The sequence below is a fragment of the Paraconexibacter sp. genome (assembly GCF_041602235.1).
In the GTDB taxonomy this organism is placed as follows: domain Bacteria; phylum Actinomycetota; class Thermoleophilia; order Solirubrobacterales; family Solirubrobacteraceae; genus Paraconexibacter.
The window spans coordinates 1-17451 of record NZ_JBFIGP010000052.1; the positions used below are offsets into that span (position 1 = coordinate 1).

16 protein-coding genes are annotated in these 17451 nt (G+C 74.0%); 6 read left to right on the forward strand and 10 right to left on the reverse strand.

Annotated features, from left to right (window positions below; genetic code table 11):
• Positions 1–373 precede the first annotated feature (373 nt).
• Positions 374–1387: a signal recognition particle-docking protein FtsY gene (gene ftsY, locus ABYE80_RS06455; protein ID WP_372789444.1), complete on the reverse strand. Its 1014-nt coding sequence runs from the start codon at positions 1385–1387 to the stop codon at positions 374–376.
• A 21-nt stretch (positions 1388–1408) separates the two neighbouring features.
• Here ftsY and ABYE80_RS06460 point away from each other — a divergent pair, with 21 nt between their 5' ends.
• Together ABYE80_RS06460 and ABYE80_RS06465 are read left to right on the forward strand one after the other, a co-directional pair.
• Positions 1409–1879, forward strand: a complete 471-nt coding sequence (locus ABYE80_RS06460) for a GNAT family N-acetyltransferase (RefSeq protein ID WP_372789445.1) — start codon at positions 1409–1411, stop codon at positions 1877–1879.
• Positions 1876–2625, forward strand: a complete 750-nt coding sequence (locus ABYE80_RS06465) for a hypothetical protein (RefSeq protein WP_372789446.1) — start codon at positions 1876–1878, stop codon at positions 2623–2625. The genes ABYE80_RS06460 and ABYE80_RS06465 overlap by 4 nt, the downstream gene beginning before the upstream one ends.
• A 30-nt stretch (positions 2626–2655) precedes the next feature.
• On the opposite strand, the gene ABYE80_RS06470 is transcribed toward ABYE80_RS06465, so the two are convergent.
• From ABYE80_RS06470 to rpmF, 6 genes are read right to left on the reverse strand one after another with little or no spacing between them, the layout of a single operon-like run.
• Complete coding sequence (locus ABYE80_RS06470; protein ID WP_372789447.1) at positions 2656–3912, reverse strand: hypothetical protein; 1257 nt, start codon at positions 3910–3912, stop codon at positions 2656–2658.
• A gap of 22 nt (positions 3913–3934) precedes the next feature.
• Complete coding sequence (locus tag ABYE80_RS06475; RefSeq protein WP_372789448.1) at positions 3935–7216, reverse strand: chromosome segregation SMC family protein; 3282 nt, start codon at positions 7214–7216, stop codon at positions 3935–3937.
• Positions 7217–7223: 7 nt separating this feature from the next.
• A complete protein-coding gene (locus ABYE80_RS06480; RefSeq protein WP_372789449.1) occupies positions 7224–7919 on the reverse strand; it encodes a ribonuclease III family protein in 696 nt (231 codons plus the stop codon).
• A gap of 7 nt (positions 7920–7926) precedes the next feature.
• On the reverse strand, positions 7927–8172 hold the full coding sequence (acpP, locus tag ABYE80_RS06485) for an acyl carrier protein (RefSeq protein WP_372789450.1): 246 nt from the start codon (positions 8170–8172) through the stop codon (positions 7927–7929).
• A complete protein-coding gene (plsX, locus tag ABYE80_RS06490) occupies positions 8169–9272 on the reverse strand; it encodes a phosphate acyltransferase PlsX (protein ID WP_372789451.1) in 1104 nt (367 codons plus the stop codon). The genes acpP and plsX overlap by 4 nt, the downstream gene beginning before the upstream one ends.
• 15 nt (positions 9273–9287) lie before the next feature.
• Complete coding sequence (gene rpmF, locus ABYE80_RS06495) at positions 9288–9494, reverse strand: 50S ribosomal protein L32 (protein WP_372789452.1); 207 nt, start codon at positions 9492–9494, stop codon at positions 9288–9290.
• 57 nt (positions 9495–9551) lie between these two features.
• Here rpmF and ABYE80_RS06500 point away from each other — a divergent pair, with 57 nt between their 5' ends.
• On the forward strand, positions 9552–10439 hold the full coding sequence (locus ABYE80_RS06500; RefSeq protein ID WP_372789453.1) for a GNAT family N-acetyltransferase: 888 nt from the start codon (positions 9552–9554) through the stop codon (positions 10437–10439).
• 64 nt (positions 10440–10503) lie between these two features.
• Here the strand turns inward: ABYE80_RS06500 and ABYE80_RS06505 are convergent, their stop codons facing one another.
• From ABYE80_RS06505 to ABYE80_RS06515, 3 genes are all read right to left on the reverse strand, one after another.
• A complete protein-coding gene (locus ABYE80_RS06505) occupies positions 10504–11052 on the reverse strand; it encodes a DUF177 domain-containing protein (RefSeq protein ID WP_372789454.1) in 549 nt (182 codons plus the stop codon).
• Positions 11053–11171: 119 nt separating this feature from the next.
• Positions 11172–12785: an acyl-CoA synthetase gene (locus ABYE80_RS06510; RefSeq protein ID WP_372789455.1), complete on the reverse strand. Its 1614-nt coding sequence runs from the start codon at positions 12783–12785 to the stop codon at positions 11172–11174.
• A 43-nt stretch (positions 12786–12828) separates the two neighbouring features.
• Entirely contained in the window at positions 12829–13782 is a 954-nt protein-coding gene (locus ABYE80_RS06515) for a hypothetical protein (RefSeq protein WP_372789456.1), read from the reverse strand.
• Positions 13783–13809: 27 nt separating this feature from the next.
• On the opposite strand from ABYE80_RS06515, the gene ABYE80_RS06520 reads away from it, so the two are divergent.
• The 3 genes from ABYE80_RS06520 to ABYE80_RS06530 form a co-directional block, all read left to right on the forward strand.
• Positions 13810–14325 carry a dual specificity protein phosphatase family protein gene (locus ABYE80_RS06520; protein ID WP_372789457.1) on the forward strand — a complete coding sequence of 172 codons (516 nt, stop codon included), beginning with the start codon at positions 13810–13812 and terminating at the stop codon, positions 14323–14325.
• An 83-nt stretch (positions 14326–14408) separates the two neighbouring features.
• Positions 14409–15542, forward strand: a complete 1134-nt coding sequence (locus tag ABYE80_RS06525) for an exonuclease SbcCD subunit D (RefSeq protein WP_372789459.1) — start codon at positions 14409–14411, stop codon at positions 15540–15542.
• On the forward strand, positions 15542–17451 hold a 1910-nt coding region (locus ABYE80_RS06530; protein WP_372789458.1), incomplete at its 3' end, for an AAA family ATPase. The genes ABYE80_RS06525 and ABYE80_RS06530, both read left to right, overlap by 1 nt.

Genomic DNA, 17451 nt, shown 5'->3' on the forward strand with positions numbered 1-17451 from the left:
CCGACAGCGCGACCGCCAGGAGGATCCAGAGCACCCACTCGTCCATGGCGTGAGCCTATCCGCCACGGATGGCGCACGGGAGCTACCGCTGGTCCCAGATCGGTCTCGGGCGGCTGCGGACAGGGTCGGCGGCCGATGCCGCCCGGCACGCCGTACGCGATCCCGCCCACGCCCTCGGACCAGGCGGTCCTCGCCGCCGCCACCGCCCTGGCGCCGATGCGGTGGTGGACCGCGCCCCGGTTCACCGGGGTGGAGAACATCCGGGCCCGCGGTCGTGTCCTGCTGGTGGCGAACCACACCGTGTTCGGCCGCCCGTGCAGCGGACCCGGGCCGACGCCTCAGCGGCCGGGTGCTCGGTCGCGACCGGCCTTGATCAGCCGGGCTCGGCGCCGTCCAGCAGGGCCCGGGCGAAGTCGTCGGCGTCGAACGGGCGCAGGTCCTCCAGCGACTCCCCGATCCCGATGAGCTTCACCGGCAGGTTCAGCTCGCCGGCGATCGCGAGGGCGATCCCGCCCTTGGCGGTGCCGTCGAGCTTCGTGAGCACCACGCCGTTCACCGGCACCGCCTGCGAGAAGAGCTGCGCCTGACGCAGGCCGTTCTGCCCGGTGGTGGCATCCACGGTGAGCAGCGTCTCGTGCGGGGCGTCGGGCATCTGCTTCTGGATCACGCGGCGGATCTTCGCGAGCTCGTCCATCAGGTGCTCCTGGTTGTGGAGCCGTCCGGCGGTGTCGATGATGATCACGTCCGCGCCCTGCTCGCGCCCGCGGGCGACCGCGTCGAAGGCGACCGCCCCCGGATCGCTCCCCTCGGCGCCGACCACGATGTCGCAGCCCGCGCGAGCGGCCCAGCCCTGGAGCTGCTCGGTGGCGGCGGCCCGGAACGTGTCCGCCGCGCCGAGCACGACCCGCTTGCCGAGCTCCTGCTGCAGGTGCCAGGCGAGCTTCCCGATCGTCGTCGTCTTGCCGGTGCCGTTGACGCCGACCGCCATGATCACGGTCGGCGCGTGACGCAGGTCGATCCTGCCCGCGTCCGGCTCCTGCGGCCGGGCGATGCCGGCCAGCAGTTCGACGAGGCGGGCGGTCAGCGCCTCGCCTCCCTCGACCGTCCCGGACTCGGCCTCCGCCTCGAGCTGCGCCACCACCCTTGCGGTCGTGGCAGCGCCCACGTCGGCCATGATCAGCGCCTCCTCGAGGCGCTCCCAGGTCTCCTCGTTCAGCGTGTCGAACAGGGTGGCCTGGATCTCCGCGCCGAGGGCCTGGCGCGTCTTGGACATGTTCTCCCGCAGGCGCTTGAAGAAGCCGCGGCGCTTCTCGGGGGACTCGTCGGCCGCAGACGCGGCGGCAGCGGTCCCGTCGACGAGGAAGAGGTCTGACCAGTCGCGAGGCATCGGATCGGCGACGATACCCGCATGGCACCGAACGTCGAGTTCCGCCCGGAGCACGTCGACCGTGGGGACGGCGCCGCGCTCGCGCAGGCGATGCGGGAGGAGATCGAGCTGCTCTACGACGGCCTGCAGCTCGACGGCCCCGACATGCCGAAGGCCGGACCGGACGAGCTGTCGCCACCGCACGGCACCTTCGTGGTCGGCCGGATCGGTGACGTGGCGGTGTGCTGCGGCGGGGTCAAGCGCCTGGAGGAGGGCGCCTGCGAGATCAAGAAGATGTTCGTCACCCCGCGGTCCCGGGGCCAGGGCGTCGCACGGGTGCTCCTGCACGAGTTGGAGGACCGGGCGCGCCGGCTGGGCTACACGGTCGCGCGGCTCGACACCGGTCCCAGACAGGAGCACGCCCGGCGCCTGTACCTCTCGGAGGGCTACGCGGAGATCCCGAACTTCAACGGCAATCCGATGGCCACGTTCTTCGCGGAGAAGGCGCTGTGAACTCGCGAGAGGTGGAGATCGGATCCCGCTTCAACGGTCCGCCCGGCAGCGCCCACGGCGGGTACAGCGCCGGACTGCTCGGGACCGCGATCTCGGGGCCCGCGGAGGTGACGCTGCTCGCTCCGCCGCCGCTGCGGACGCCGCTGATGCTCGAGGTCGCCCCGGACCGCACGAGCGCGACGCTGGTGCATCGGGACGGGGTCGCGAGGGCGATCGCCACGGCCGGCACGACCGCCGTCGAGATCGGGCCGCCACCCAGCATCGACCCGGCCCGCGTGGCGGCGGCGATGCCGACCCGTGAGGTCCTGCGCCGCTACCACCCCTTCCCCACGTGCTTCGGCTGTGGCCCGGACCGGGCCGCCGGGGACGGCCTGTGCCTCTTCGCCGGGGAGCTCGATCCGCAGGAGCGGCTGTGGGGCGTCACCTGGCGGCCGGACGGATCGGGAGCGGTGGATCCGCTCCTCGTGTGGGCGGCGATGGACTGCCCCAGCAGCGCGCCCGCCCAGGACCCGACGGGCACCCGTCCGATCGTGCTGGGCCGCTTCGCCGTCGACGTCCGCAGGCCGGTCCCGGCGGCGGGCGCCGAGCACCTGATCCTCAGCGCGCCGCTGGAGCACCAGGGCCGCAAGCGGACCAACGCGGTCTGGCTCGTCGACGTCGCCGGGCACGTGCTCGCCGCCGGCCGCGCGACCTGGATCGAGCTGAAGCCCGCGGACGCCTCGGCGCGTCGCGGGGACGGGCGCTGAGCCGCGGATCCGGCCGGCGGCTTGGGCCGATCAGGTCGTGGTGTCCGGCAGGTGCCGGCCCACGTGTCCGACGTAGATGCCGCGTGGCACCGGCCCCGACCCATCCGCGACGTGCAGGTAGATCCGAGCGATGAAGCCCGCCCCTGACCCGGACCCCAGGGCCACGTGCGGTCCGAGGTCCAGTCGCGACCCTTCGTGGGTCACCGTGTACTCGTGGGGGCTGCGCGATCGGGCCAGGTCGGAGACGTCCTGCCGCCACGTCAGCCCGAGCTCGGTGGCCGCCTGGGCGAGCGAGCGTCCGAAGCCGTCCGGATCGGCGTGCAGGGACGCGAGCCGGTCCAGGCGCCGCAGCGTGTCGAGGACGTCCTGCGGCCGGCGGTAGGGGCTGTCCGCCGCCGACTCCCGCGCGGCGCCGGTGAAGACGAGGTGCTCGGCGTCGGCCGCCGCGCGTTCCACGGCCTGCAGCACGGTCGCGGGAGCGCCGGCGTCCTCGTCCGGCGCCGACGCCGGCGCGTCGCCGGCGGTCCCCGCGGCGAGCAGCGTCGAGAGACGGGCGATCGTCCTGGCGTCGGCCCGCGCCTGCTCCTCGAGGCCTTCGAGGCGGGACAGGAGCTCCTCGCGGTGCGCGCGGACGGCGGCCAGCTCGTCGCCCAGCGCTTGGAGCGCGGCGTCGGGAGCGTCGTCGGCGCTCTGCGCCGCGGCCACCGAGCGCTCGTGGAGCGCCTGCTCGGCGGCGGCGGCACGGGCCTCTGCCGCGGTGAGCGCGCCCTGGAGCCGCTCGGCCCGCGCGCGGTGCTCGTCGCGCTCGTTCTGGACGCTGTCGCGGGTGGCTCGCGCGGTCTCGACCTGGCGACGCAGGTCCTCGACCCGGGCCAGCTCCTTGGCCGCCTGCTTCTCGCGCGCCGCAAGGTCCTTCGCCGCCGCGTCGGCCTCGCGCAGGCGGGCGAGCAGCGGCGAGCCCGGGATGCCCGCGTGGGCGAGGAACTTCTCCCACGAGCCGAAGACGTCGATGACGTAGTCCGGGTGCGGCCAGGGCTCCTTCTTCAACCACTCCTGCGCCTTCGGCACCTCGCCCGTGAGGATCAGCCAGCGGTAGAGCTGGTGGACGTAGTCGACCTCCTCGACGAGCAGCGAGACCTCGCGCAGGCGGGCGTCGGGACCGAACGGCTCGGGTGCCTGGTCGTCCGCGGGCGGCTCGTCATCGGCGACCGGCGTCGTCGCTTCGCCTGGGCCCTCGCCGTCCGCGGTGTCCTGAGGACCCGACCGCTTGCGTGCACGTTTGCCCATGCTGCGAGGCTAGAGCAGCGGCTCAGGCAACGCCGGCTCCGGCGCGCTCCGCCTCGGTCTCGGCCACGAGATCCTTCGGCGGCAGCTTGCGCGAGATCACCTTCGAGACGCCGTCGCCCCCCATCGAGACGCCGTAGAGCGTGTCCGCCGCCTCCATCGTGCGCTTCTGGTGGGTCACGACGATGAACTGCGCCCGATCGGCGTACGTCTCCAGCAGGTCGAGGAACCGGCCGATGTTGAGGTCGTCCAGCGCCGCCTCGACCTCGTCGAGGATGTAGAACGGGCACGGCTTGGCGAGGAAGACGCTGAAGAGGAAGGCGATCGCGGTCATCGACTTCTCCCCGCCCGACAGCAGCGACAGGCGCTTCATCGCCTTGCCGGCCGGCGTGATCTCGATCTCCACGCCGAGGGTCTCGTCGGGGTCCAGACCGGTCTCGTCGGCGGCCTCGGCCTCGGCAGCGGCCTCGGCGGCCGCCTCCGCCGCCACCTCCGCGACGCCATCGCCGCTGTCCACGGGTTGCCCCCCGACGACCGGACGCGGACCGCTGTCCTCGCGGACGAGCCGCAGACGGCCCTTGCCGCCCGGGAACAGCCGGGCCGCCAGCTCCTCGAAGTTCGCGGCAGCGGCGTTGAACGTCTGCTCGAAGGTCTCCTGGATCTGCTTGTCGGTGTCCTTGATGAACGTCCTCAGCTCACGAAGGGCGGTCTCGAGGTCGCCGCGCTGCCGCTCCATCTCCTCGACGTGCGCGATCGCCTCCTCGTACTCGGCCTTCGCCAACGGGTTGACCGGACCGAGCTGCTCGCGACGCTTCACCAGCCGCTCGATGCGCTGGCGCAGCGCCGCCACCGACTCGTCGTCGAGTGGCTCGTCCGACGGCTCGGCGGCGAGCCCGAGCCGCTCGGCGAGGTGCTCGAGCTCGTGCGCGGCCTCCTCCTCGTGGTCACGCGCCTGTTGCGCGCGGACCTCGGCGGAGGTCAGTTGGTCGCCGCGCTCGCGCAGGTGCTGCTGGATCCGCGCCTCCTCCGCGGCGCAGGCGCGGAGCTCCGCCGCGACACCCTCCCCCGCCTGACGATCGGCGGAGAGCGCCGCGTCGAAGGACTCGACCTGCGCCTTCACGGCCTCCAGCGCTGCGGCGAGGGCGGTCGCCAGCCGCTCCGCCACCGGTGCCAGGGCGACATCGCGCTCGAGCTTCGCCGTGAGGAACGCGACCCGCTGGGCGCGCTCCTCGCGCTCCCGGGCGGCCCGGTCCGCGACACGGCGCTCGGCGGCGAGCTCGCCCTCCACCTGCGCCCGGCGCACCGCCGTGGCCGCGTCCTCCGGCGCATCCCCGCGCTGCTTGATCAGCAGGGCGGTCTGACGCTCGTCCTCCCGGGCGGCGTTGCGCGCCCGCTCCGCCTCGCGCACGGCGCGGTCGGCCTCCTCGCGCGTGGTGTCCGCGGCGGCCATGGCCCCACCGGCCGCCTCGACCGCCTTCAGCGCGGTCTGCTCCTCCTGGATGGCCGTCTCGCTGGCGGCGATCAGCCGGTCGCGGCGGTTGCGCTCGGCCAGCACCCGCTCGCTGCCGCCCTGCGCGGCGCGAACCATCTCGCGCGTGGCACCGAACCAGGCGCGCCCATCGGTCGTGACGGCGATGCCGGTGAACGTGGCGGGCAGCCCCTCGAGGTCCTCGACCACCCACGCATCGGCCAGGAGGCGACGGGCGATGCCGAGGGCCGGCTCCGGCCCCCGGACGAGGTCGGCGAGCCGACGGGCGTCGGGGCCGGGCGCCGTCGCTGCCTGCGCGGGCGCCGCGGCCACATCACCGGCGACCAGGGCACGCCCTCCGTCACGACCGACCTTCTGCAGCAGGTCGCGGGCGGCGGCCACGTCGGACACGATGCCGGCGGTCATCCGACCGCCCAGCGCGGCCGACAGCGCGAGCTCGCAGCCCTCCTCGACCTCGAGCTCGTCGGCGAGCGCCCGCGCGCCGCCCGGAGCGCTCGTGTGGGAGCGCAGGAACTGGTTGGCGGACGCCAGCTCCGCACCGAGCTTCGCCGCCTCGCGGCGGGCCTTCTCGGCCGTCGCCTCGGCGGCGCGCCGCTGCGTGCGGGCCAGGTCCATGACCGCGTCGGCCTCCCGCAGGGCCTCGCGCGCCCGCTGGACCTCGGCGTCGAGCTCGGTGACGCGATCGGCGGCCGCGACCCGCCTGGCCTCCAGCGCCTCCACCTCGCGGGCCAGGGCGCTCTCGCGCTCCGCATCGAGCTGCGTCAGCTCAGCCTCGAGGTGCTCGATCCGCTGGAGTCCGGCCTCGTCGGGCTGGTCCTCGACGATCTGGGCCTGCAGGACCTGCAGCTGGCGCGCCCTGCCCTCCGCTCGCTCGGCCAGCGTCTGGGCCGTGTCGCGGGTGCGCTCGAGCCGCACCTCCAACCGGTCGACGCCCGAACGCGCGGCGTTCACCCGTCGCATCAGGGCCTCGCGCTGCTCCGTGCGCTTGGCGAGCGCCTCCTCGGCGGCCTCCCGTCGCACGGCGACCGCCGCGAGCTCGGCCTGGGCCGCGTCACGCGCGGACCGCGCCTCGGCGGCGGTGGCCTCGGCAGCCGCCTTCTCCGCACGCTTGGACCGCACGGTGTCCCGCGCGAGCTCCCAGCGGGCCTCCAGCGTCTGGCGCTCCAGCCGCTCGTGCAGCTCGGCCGCCTCGGCCTGGCGCTTCAGCGGGCGCAGCCGCGAGCGGGCCTCGCGCTCGACGTCCAGCGCCCGGTCGAGGTTGTCCTGCGTGCGTTCCAGCTTCAACTGGGCCCGGCGACGGCGCTTGCGGTGCTTGCCCAGCCCCGCGGCCTCCTCGATGAGGAGCCGACGGTCCTTGGGCTTGGAGGTGACGATCGCGGTGACCCGGCCCTGCGAGACGACGGAGTGCATCTCCTTGCCCAGCCCCGTGTCCGACAGCACCTCGAGGACGTCGACCAGGCGGCACTTCGCCCCGTTGAGCCGGTACTCGCCGTCGCCGTTGCGGTCCAGGCGCCGGACGATCGAGATCTCGCTGAGCGGCAGGTCGACCGTGCCGTCGGCGTTGTCGAGCACGATCTCGACCTCGGCGCTCGCGCGCGCCTGCACCCCGCGGCCGCCCCCGAAGATCACGTCCTGCATGGACTGGCCGCGGACCGCGAGCGGGGACTGCTCGCCCATGGCCCACAGCACCGCGTCGGTGACGTTCGACTTGCCGGAGCCGTTGGGGCCGACGATGACGCTCACGCCGGTGCCGAAGTCCAGCTTCGTCCGGTCCGGGAACGACTTGAACCCCTTGAGCACGATCGACTTCAGATGCATCTGCGCCTCACTCTCCCGCGGCCAGCGCCGCGCCACTGCCGTCCAGCTGCTCCAGGGCGACCCGGGCGGCCTCCTGCTCGGCGTGCTTCTTCGTCCGGCCCCGGCCGGTTCCCACGACCGATGCGTCGACCCGCGCGGTGACCTCGAACTCGCGGTCGTGCGGGGGTCCGTGCTCGGCGGTCACGGCGTACACCACGATCGCGCCGCGCCGGGCCAGCCGTTCCTGCAGCGTGGACTTGAAGTCCACGGGGTTCGCCAGCGCGTCGTCGAGCTCGGGGGCGAAGGCCTCGACGACCGCCTCCGCCGTGCGCTCGTACCCCGCGGTCAGGTAGCAGGCGCCGATGACCGCCTCCGTCACCGACGACAGGACGCGCTCGGTCTCCAGCGCCACGGCGCTGTGCCCCTGTCCCTCCGGGGCGACCGCCCGCATGCGATCCGGCACGTCCAGGCGCTCGGCGACCCGACGGCAGGCCGACCCGGACACCGTCTGCGCACGGATCTTCGTCAGCCGACCCGCGCCGTAGCGCTCGGCCTCCAGCCGCGGATAGAGGTGGGCGGTGATCGCCAGGCCCAGGACGCTGTCGCCCAGGAAGGCGAGGCGCTCGTAGGAGTCCGACGAACGGTCGGTCCAGGACGCGTGCGTGAAGACCTGCCGCGACAGGTCGTCCGGCAGATCCTCGAGAAGTGCGCGCAGCAGCTCCACGTCGGCGTCAGGCCGGCGCGTGCTCGAGGACGAAATCGACCGCCTGACCGACGGTCAGGATGCGGACGGCCTGCTCGTCGGACATCTGCACGCCGTAGGAGTCCTCGAGCTCCTGCACGAGCGTGTAGAGGTCGAGGCTGTCGGCCGACAGGTCCTCCTTGAACCGGCTCTCCTCACCGATCACGGACGGGTCGACGTCCAGCTCGTCGGCCAGGTGCGTGCGGATGAGCGTGAACACCTCTTCGCGAGTCATGGCGCGGACACCGTAGACGAGGGATCGGACGGGGACGAACGATCGTCGGAACCGTCCGCACCTTGCGGAGAATTCGCGTCGGCGGCGGAGGGTCGGGCCCGCAACGCGCCGGCGGATTCCAGCGCGCCGTGGGTCCGGCCGACCACGTCGCCGGTCACGCCACGGGCCGCAAGCAGGATCGCCTGGGAGAAGCCGAAGCGGGTGAACCGGCCGTGCGGGACGACGCCCAGCCGGCGCAGCCCGAGCAGGTAGGCGCCGCCGGGACCCTCCGGGTCGATCTCGTCACGGAAGCCACGCAGCGCCGGCCGCAGCAGCAGACCGCCGGCCTTGGCCCGCGGCGTGCTCGTCGCCACGTCGCGGATCGCGCCGATCATCATCTGCGAGACGCCTTCGATCAGCTTCAGCGCGACGTTGCCGGTGAAGCCGTCGGTCACCACGACGTCGGCTGCGCCGGCGACGACATCGGTCCCCTCGACGTTGCCGACGAACTCGAGGATCGGCGAGGCGGCGGCGCGCCGGGCGATCTCCTCGTGGGCCGCGACGACGACCGAGGTCCCCTTCGTCGCCTCCTCGCCGTTGGAGAGCAGGGCGACGCGGGGCCGCTCGATCCCCAGCACGGACTGGGCGAAGGCCGCACCCATGAACGCGAACTGCACGAGGTGATCCGCGCGGACCTCGACGTTGGCCCCGACGTCCAGCAGGGTGACCGGCGCTCCCGGGACCGGGATCGGGACGGCGAGCGCCGGGCGGTGGATGCCGCGCCCACGCTTGATGTCGAACAGCCCCGCGGCGAGCGCGGCGCCCGTCGACCCGCCGCTGACGAACGCGTCGGCCTCGCCCGCCGCGACCGCCCGGACCGCTTGCACGATCGAGGAACCGGGGTTCGCCCGCACGGCTCGGGCCGCGTCGGGCTCCTTGGCGATCGAGAGCGGCGCGTCGATGACCTCGACGCCGGACGGCACCGAGTCGATGCGCGACGCATCCCCGAACAGCTTGACCCGGACGCCGCGCTCCGCGGCGATCGCGGCTCCGGCGGCGACCTCGGACGGACCGAGATCCGCTCCCCCGGCGTCGACGGCGACGGTGACCTGCTCGGTCACGGTCCCGTCAGGGGGCTAGTGGTCGTGGTCGTGGTCGTGATCGTGCGCATCCGGCGCGACGACCTCGACACCCTTGTACGTGCCGCACACCGGGCAGACCCGATGGGGACGACGGGGGCTGTGGCACTGCGGGCACGCGTTGAAGACCGGAGCAGCCATCTTGTGCTGCGCGCGGCGCTTCGAGGTGCGGCTGTGCGACTGCTTCTGCTTCGGGACGGCCATAACGAACTGGGAAGAGTAGACGAAAGCGTTCCGGAGCGGCTGCTTGACTTCCCGACCGTGTCTGCCGAGGCCATCATCCGTCCGATCCGCGACGAGGACGTCCCTGCCTGCGCCGCGCTGGCGTGGGACGCCATCTCCGCGCAGGTGCCGGTCGAGTTCCTGACGCGCGACGACGGAGCGGTGCGCACCCGCCGCAACGAGGCGCGCATGCGGAGGTTCCTCGAGCTCGACCCGGGCGGATGCTGGACGGCCGAGGTCGACGGCCGCCCCGTGGCGACCGCGCTGGCGATGGTGCGCGAAGGGGTGTGGGGGCTGTCGCTGTTCGGCGTCGAGCCGGGGTTCCAGGCGCAGGGGATCGGACGGCGGGTCCTGGACGCCGCACTCGCCTACGGCGACGGCTGCCGGGGCGCGATCATCTGCGCGACGCTCGACGCTCGCGCGCTGCGCCGGTACGCTCGCGCGGGTTTCACGCTGCATCCCACCCTGGCGGGCTGCGGGATCGTCGACCGTCACGCCGCCCCGGACCGCGCCTCGCTGCGCTCCCGCGAGACGACCTGGGACGACCCGGCGCTCGTGGCCGCCGCGCGTGACCTCTCACGCCACGTCCGGGGGGCATCCCACGCGGGGGACCTCGAGGGCTTCGCGCTGTACGAGGGCACGCCGATCGTGCTGGACGGCGAGGGCTGGGCGATCCGTGACGGCGACGGCTCTCCCACCGTCCTCGCCGCGCGTGACAGCGAGGCCGCCCGTGACCTCCTGTGGGCCTGCCTCCTGGGCGGGACCCCGGGCGCGACGCTCCACGTCGACTGGCTCACCGGGCAGCAGCCGTGGGCCGTCGACGTCGTCCTCCAGGCGGGCCTTCCGCTCTCCGCCGACGGCGCGGTCTGCGTTCGCGGCGATCTCGGGCCCATGACGCCGTACCTGCCCAGCGGCGTCTATCTGTGACGGGGCGTCAGGACGGGGGCCGTCGGGCGCCACGGCACGCCGGCCACCGCACCTGCTCGGGCCGTCAGTGCTCGTCCGGTGCCGAGCTGCCGCTGAGATCGAGCTCGCGGAGCTTCGCCCAGCGCGGGTCCGGACCGCGCTCGTGGTGATGGTCGGGGTCCGCGGTGTTGAGGTCGATCCCGCATTCCGGGCACAGACCGCGGCAGTCCGAGCGGCACAGCACCGCGGTCGGCAGGGCGAGGTGGAACGCATCCCGGGTCCAGGCCCGGACGTCGAGCTCCTCACCGTCCATGTACGGGCTGGTGAGGTCCTCGGCGGTCTCGCCCGGCACGTCGACCTCACGGGCGTCGACGGTCGTGACGGGCTGCGCCGGCTGCAGGCAGCGCATGCACGGCCCACGCAGGCCTGCCTCGAAGCGCAGGCGCAGCGCGTAGCCGCCCCCCGTCATCCGCGAGACGTCGAGGACGATCGGGATCTCGGACGGGACGACCGCGTACTCCTGGCCGCCGAAGTCCAGCGGGTCGAGACGGACGACCAGACCGTCGAGCCGGCGCCCCTCGCCGGACACGAGCTTCAGGGGCGCGAGGTCGAAGGTGTCGGTGAGCTGGCCCATGGCCTGAGGGTAGCGAGCACCCGTCGCGCGCCGTCCCACCGCACGACGCGTCTCGCGGCGGCCGATCGTGCGCCTGCCGTCCGCGCGGGCAGCAGGTGGCGCGGGGCTTCCGCGCCCCGCTACTGGTCCTTCAGCTCGCGCTTGAGCACCTTGCCGGTCGCGTTGCGCGGCAGCTCGTCCATGAACACGATCTCGCGCGGCACCTTGTATGAGGCGAGGTTGGACTTGATGTAGGCCTTGAGCTCGTCCTCGGTGACCGACTGCCCGTCGGTGACGACCGCGAAGGCCTTGAGACGCTGCCCGAACTGCTCGTCCGGGACGCCGATGACGGCTGCCTCGTCGATCGCCTCGTGGTCGGACATGAGGTCCTCGACCTCGCGGGGGAAGACGTTCTCGCCGCCCGAGACGATCATCTCGTCGTCGCGACCGTCGACGAACAGCCGGCCGCCGTCGTCGAAGTGGCCGACGTCGCCGGTCGACATGAGCCCATCGATGACGTCCTTGCCGCCGCCGCCGGTGTAGCCCTCGAAGAGCATCTCGTTACCGACGAAGATGCGGCCGGTCGACCCGGCCGCCACGGGCCGCCCCTGGTCGTCGTAGAGCCGGACGATGGTGCCGCGCGGAGGCTTCCCGGCCGTGCCCGGCGCGGCGCGGAGGTCCTGCGGCGTGGCGATCGTCGCCCACGCCACCTCGGTGGAGCCGTAGAGGTTGTAGAGCACGTCCCCGAAGGCATCCATCACCCGGAGGCCCAGCTCGCCCGGGAGGGCGGAGCCCGATGCGCCGATGACCCGCAGCGTCGAGGTGTCGTACTTGGCGATCGTGTCCGTCGGGAGCTCGAGCATCCGCTGGAGCATCACGGGGACGACGATCAGCGCCGTGCACCCGTGCTCGGCGACCGCGTCGAGCGCACCCTCGGGGGTGAAGCGTCGCCGCAGGACGAGCGTGGAGCTCAGGCCCATCCCCAGCGTGAAGTGCGCGAAGCCCCAGGAGTGGAACATCGGCGCCGCGATGTGCGTGCGCTCGCGCGCCTTCAACGGGATCTTCGAGAACAGCGCCGCGGCAGGATCCAGGGACTCGGGCTGCTTGCGGTTGGCGCCCTTGGGGGTCCCGGTGGTGCCGGAGGTGAGGATCACGACGCGGCCCTTCTCCGAAGGCGGCGTGCGGTCGGCGTCGTCGCCCTCGGCGATGAGCTGCTCGAGCGACGGGACCGCGTGGTCGCTGCCGTCCTCCGTCCAGGCCACGAAGTGCTGCCGGTCCTGGACCGCGTCCTGCACGAGGTCCGCGAACTCCTCGTCGTACACCACGGCCGCGGGGGCCTCGCGGTCGCACACGTCGGTGATCTGCGGACGGGCGAACATCGTGTTCAGGAACAGCGCGTTGGCGCCGAGCTTCGAGCAGGCGACCGTGATGTCGATGAAGCCGCGGTGGTTGCGGCACATGATCGCCACGCCGTCGCCCTCGCCCACGCCGCGCTTGGCCAGGCTGTCGGCGAGGGCGTTGGATCGCCGGGCCACCTCCGCGAACGTGAGGGTCCCCAGCTCGTCGATGACCGCCGCGTCGTCCGGGTAGCGGATCGCGCTGGCGGTGTAGCCCGCCGCGGGCGTCGGCCCCCATTTCGCGAGGGCCAGACCGGTCCGCAGCAGTCGGTCGGGCCTCGCCGGACGGACCATGCCGGCATCCACCAGCGTCCGCACCGTGAAGAGCTTCTGGGTCACCTGTCCGAGAACGTTCACCTGACTAGTCAACCATCCCGGAACTCGACACGGCGTCAGACCGTCATCCGGTCGATGGCAGGACCAGCTCCGACGGCAGGGCCCCGAGGTCGATCGCCGCCCGGATGTCCGCCGCCCGACCGGGGTTCAGGCAGACGTGGCGCTGCCCCACGCTGGGCTTCTCCTTCAGGAGGCCGACGGCCAGAAGGGCCTCCCCCACGGACTCGGCCAGCGCGCGGTCGTTGCCCGCGAACCCCCGAGCGAGATGGGAGAACTCGGTGTGGTATCCACCCCACTTCCCCATGCCGTCGAGCCGCTGCAGGATCCGGCGGGCGACGCGCCGGGCGGGGTCGGGATCCTCGTGGGGACGCGGTGCGCGACGGGAGGCGTCCGGGGACCGGGCCTCCAGCCGGGCCAGGACGGCGTCCTCGTGCTCGGCCACGGACGCCGGGTCGGCCGGACGGCCGCCGAGCGCCGCCACCTGACCGGCGACCCGCAGCGGATGGGTCGGGCCGATCGGGTCGCGGAGATCCTCGATCCCGTCGAGGACTCCGGAGGGGAACGCGAGGGCGTGCGCTCGCAGGCGGTCGATCCCCAGCACGTGCACCTCGTCGAACGCGATGACCGCCAGCTCGAGGTCGACGGGGCCCGGCAGGTGGAGGGCGAGGTGACCGTCCCAGGTGCCGACGCGCAGCCGGTGCGCCTCGGCTCCCGCGTCCACGAGCGCACCGACGAGTGCCGCCACCAGCAGCCAGCCGCGTTCGGAGACCGCGTCGGGGTCCGCGCGGAGGGCCGCGTCCACGGGGGCGACGGCGATGGCTCCCGGCGCCGTGGAGGTCGTCCCGGCGGCGATCGGGACCACCAGGGGATCGTCGTGCCCCGAGCGGGACCGGGCGAGCTCTGCGACACCGCGACGCAGCTCGTCGCGCACCAACCGCCGCAGGCGTGCGTGGTGATCGCGGGGCGCCTCGGCCCCTCCCGCATCGGCGAGGGCCTGCGCAAGCGGCTCACGGGGCATCGTCGACCAGACGCTACCGTTGCCGCCATGTCCGACTGGTTCGACACCTACGGCTTCGTGGTGGTGGACGACGGTGGTCTCGTGACCGGCGGCTACCCGCTCGAGGAGGAGGACGTCCGGCGGCTGGTGGAGCGAACGGGCGTCACGCGGGTGCTCAACCTCTGCGAGGACCGGGAGTACGAGCCCGGCGAGCGCGAGGACGTCGAGCGCGCCTACGCCCGCCGCGGCATCGTGGAGGAGCGCCTCGGCCTCGTGGACTTCGGCGACGTCCTGCCGGGGGCACTGGAGCGAGGCGTGCAGACGGTCGTGCCGTGGTTGCAGGAGGGCGAGACCGTCTACGTCCACTGCCGGGCCGGCTGGCAGCGCTCGGCGACGGTCGCCGCGGCGATCCTGGCCGTGCAGCACGGGATCGAGCCCGACGAGGCGCTCGGTCGGATCCAGCGCCGCAAGCCCAGCGCCCAGCCGCTGCACCACCAGCTCGAGGGCCTGTGGCGCTGGTGGCGCGCCCGGCTGGCGCGGGACGAGGCACCCCCGGAGGCCTGATCTCGGGGCGGCGCGGGGCCGTCTGCAAGACGTGGTGCACGACCGTCAGATCGCGTCCGACGCGGGCGACATCCTCGTCGATGATGCGTTTGCTCCACACCGCCGACTGGCACCTGGGTCGCACCTTCCACGGTGAGTCGCTGCTCGACGCCCACGCCGCCGTGATCGATCACCTCGTCGCGCTCGCCCGCGATGCGAAGGTCGACGCCGTCGTCGTGGCGGGAGACGTCTACGACCGCGCGCTCCCGCCCGTGGACGCGATCCGTCTCGCGAGTCAGGCCCTGGAGCGCCTGAGCGAGATCTGCCCGGTGATCGTCATCAGCGGCAACCACGACTCGATCGACCGCCTCGGGTTCGGGGCGCGGATGTTCGACCGCGCCGGGCTGCACGTCCGCACGCGCGTCGCGGACGTGGGCTGCGCGATCCCCGTCGCCGACGGCGTCGTCTACCCCGTCCCCTACCTCGAACCCGACGTGGTCCGCGCGGAGCTCGGCGTCCAGGATCGCAGCCACGGCGCCGTGCTGGAAGCCGCGATGGACCGGGTCCGCGCCGACCTGCATCACCGGTCGCCGCAGACGCCGAGCGCGGTCGTGGCCCACGCCTTCGTGACGGGCGCCGCCGTGTCCGACAGCGAGCGCGACCTCACGGTCGGCGGGTCGGCGTCGGTGGCCGCCTCCGTGTTCGACGGCGTCGACTACCTCGCGCTCGGGCACCTGCACGGGCCGCAGAGCGTGGGCGACCTCGGCCGCTACGCGGGCTCCCCGGTGGCCCTGTCGTTCTCCGAGGCCCGCCACGCCAAGAGCACCGCGATCGTCGAGGTGCTCGGCCTCGGCAGCACCGTCGAGCTGGTGCCGTGTCCCGTGCCCCGGGCGCTCGCGACGCTCCGCGGGACGCTGGACGAGCTCCTGCGGGCCCCGGAGCTCGAGATCCACGAGGACGCGTGGGTGCAGGCCACGATCACCGACGCCGTGCAACCGCCCGAGACGATGGCCCGTCTGCGGTCGCGGTTCCCCCACGCGGTCTCGTTGCAGTTCGACCCCCAGGGGGCCCGCCCGCTCGAGGAGGGCTCCTACGCGGAGCGCCTCGAGGGCCTCAGCGATCGTGAGCTGGTCGAGCGGTTCGTCCAGGACGTCCGCGGCACCGTCGCCAGCGAGGCCGAGTCGGACCTCCTGGACCGGGCCTTCGCCGAGCGCCGGGCCGCCGAGGTGCGCGCCTGATGCGCCTGCATCGCCTCGAGCTCCAGGCGTTCCTGGCGTTCCCCGGGCGGGAGCGGATCGACTTCGACGCGCTCAACGACGCCGGGCTGTTCCTCCTGACCGGTCGCACCGGCGCCGGGAAGTCCACGATCCTGGACGCGATCGCCTTCGCGCTCTACGGACAGGTGCCCGGGACCCGCCCGGTGAAGGGCCTGCGTTCGACCCACGCCGACGCGGCCACGCCCACCGAGGTCGTGCTCGAGCTCACGCTCCGCGGTCGCCGCCTCAAGGTCCGTCGGCGTCCCGAGCAGGAGCGCGCGCGCCTGCGTGGCGAGGGCACGACCACCGCGAAGGCGGAGGTGACGCTGTGGCAGATCGAGGCGGACGGCACCGAGGCCGTGATCTCCAACCGGCTCGACGAGGCCGGGCACGAGCTCCGCGAGCTCCTGGGCATGACCCCGCAGCAGTTCTGCCAGGTCGTGCTGCTCCCGCAGGGCCAGTTCCAGCAGTTCCTGCACGCCAGGAGCGACGACCGCCAGAAGCTGCTCGCGGATCTCTTCGACGTCAGCCGCTTCGAGGGTGTCGAGCGGTGGCTCAAGACCGAGCGCGACGCCGCGCGCAGCGCCGCGGAGTCCGCGATGCGCACCGTCTCCGACCTCGTCTCGCGTGCGGCCCAGGTCGTCAACCCCGCCGGGCTCGAGGACGCGCCTGCGCCGCCGGAGGACTGGCCCGCCGCGCCGTCGTGCGCCGTCGAGTGGATCGACGCGCAGGCCGTCGTCGCCGAGGCCGAGTCCGACACCGCCACGGAGGCCGAGCAGCAGGCGATCGCCGCGCGCGAGGCCGCCGAAGCTGCGCTGAGCACCGCGCAGGCGCTGGCGGAGGCGCAGGAACAGGCGCGGACCGCCGCGACGCGGCTCGCAGCGCACACGGAGGGCCGGCCGGACCGTGACCGGGCCGCCGAGGAGCTGCAGCTGGCACGGCAGGCGGCCCCGTCCCTGCCGCTGCTCGCCGCGTGGCACACCCGACGCGACGCGGCGCAGGCCGCCGAGGCAGCCGCCGCAGGAGCCCTGGTCGCCGCCCGCGCGGCCGGCGTCCCCCTGCCGTCCCCATCGCCGTCCCCCGAGGATCTCGGGGCGCTCGCCGACGAGCGGCGTCGCAGTGCGGGCGCCGCGGAGTCGCTCCTGCCGCTCGAAGAGACGGTCGAGGAGGCCACCGAGAAGCTCGACGCGCTCGGGGACCGTCGCCGAGCGCTCGCGGGGCAGGTCGAGGAGCTGCGCGAGGCGGTTCGCGGCGCCACCGAGATCCGCCCCGGGCTGCTGGACGCCACCAGGCGGGCGCAGGAGGCCACGTCCGTGCTGCCCGGGCTGCAGGCCGCCGCCACGGCCGCCGAGCAGCGCGCCGAGGCGGCCGGGCGCCGCGACGAGCTCGTCGCCGCCGAGCAGGCGGCCCAGCAGCAGCAGCTCGCGCTGCGCGAGGCCGCGGTCACCGCGACCGAAGCGCTGCTCGCGCTGCAGCGCCGCCGGCTGGACGGGTTCGCCGCCGAGCTCGCGCAGCAGCTGCGGCCGGGCGAGGCCTGCGCGGTGTGCGGTGCGCTCGAGCACCCGGATCCCGCGCCCGCGCCCGAGGACGGGCTCGTCGACGAGCAGCAGCTCGAGGAGGCCGAGGCGGCTGCCACCGCGGCCACCGCGGCCCGCGACGAGGACGCCGACGCGCTCACGGCGCTCCGCGAGCGCCTCGCCGCCGCCCGCGAGCTCGCCGGCACCGAGGACGCGGATGCGCTGCGGCGGACCGCGGCACGGGCCGCGAGCGAGGTCCGCGAAGCCGCCACGCAGGCCGAGACGCTGGCGGACGCCACGGCTGCGCTGCAGCAGCACGACGACCGCGTCGAGGCCACGGCCGCGCAGCTGCGCGAGCTCGAGCTCGAGCTCGA

Bases quoted from the DNA above. Each gene is read 5' to 3' on its own strand.
- acpP (WP_372789450.1), bottom strand. From the start codon at position 8,172: ATGACTCGCGAAGAGGTGTTCACGCTCATCCGCACGCACCTGGCCGAC.
- ABYE80_RS06520 (WP_372789457.1), top strand. From the start codon at position 13,810: ATGTCCGACTGGTTCGACACCTACGGCTTCGTGGTGGTGGACGACGGT.
- ABYE80_RS06525 (WP_372789459.1), top strand. From the start codon at position 14,409: ATGCGTTTGCTCCACACCGCCGACTGGCACCTGGGTCGCACCTTCCAC.
- ABYE80_RS06505 (WP_372789454.1), bottom strand. From the start codon at position 11,052: ATGGGCCAGCTCACCGACACCTTCGACCTCGCGCCCCTGAAGCTCGTG.
- ftsY (WP_372789444.1), bottom strand. From the start codon at position 1,387: ATGCCTCGCGACTGGTCAGACCTCTTCCTCGTCGACGGGACCGCTGCC.
- ABYE80_RS06470 (WP_372789447.1), bottom strand. From the start codon at position 3,912: ATGGGCAAACGTGCACGCAAGCGGTCGGGTCCTCAGGACACCGCGGAC.
- ABYE80_RS06475 (WP_372789448.1), bottom strand. From the start codon at position 7,216: ATGCATCTGAAGTCGATCGTGCTCAAGGGGTTCAAGTCGTTCCCGGAC.
- ABYE80_RS06515 (WP_372789456.1), bottom strand. From the start codon at position 13,782: ATGCCCCGTGAGCCGCTTGCGCAGGCCCTCGCCGATGCGGGAGGGGCC.
- ABYE80_RS06460 (WP_372789445.1), top strand. From the start codon at position 1,409: ATGGCACCGAACGTCGAGTTCCGCCCGGAGCACGTCGACCGTGGGGAC.
- rpmF (WP_372789452.1), bottom strand. From the start codon at position 9,494: ATGGCCGTCCCGAAGCAGAAGCAGTCGCACAGCCGCACCTCGAAGCGC.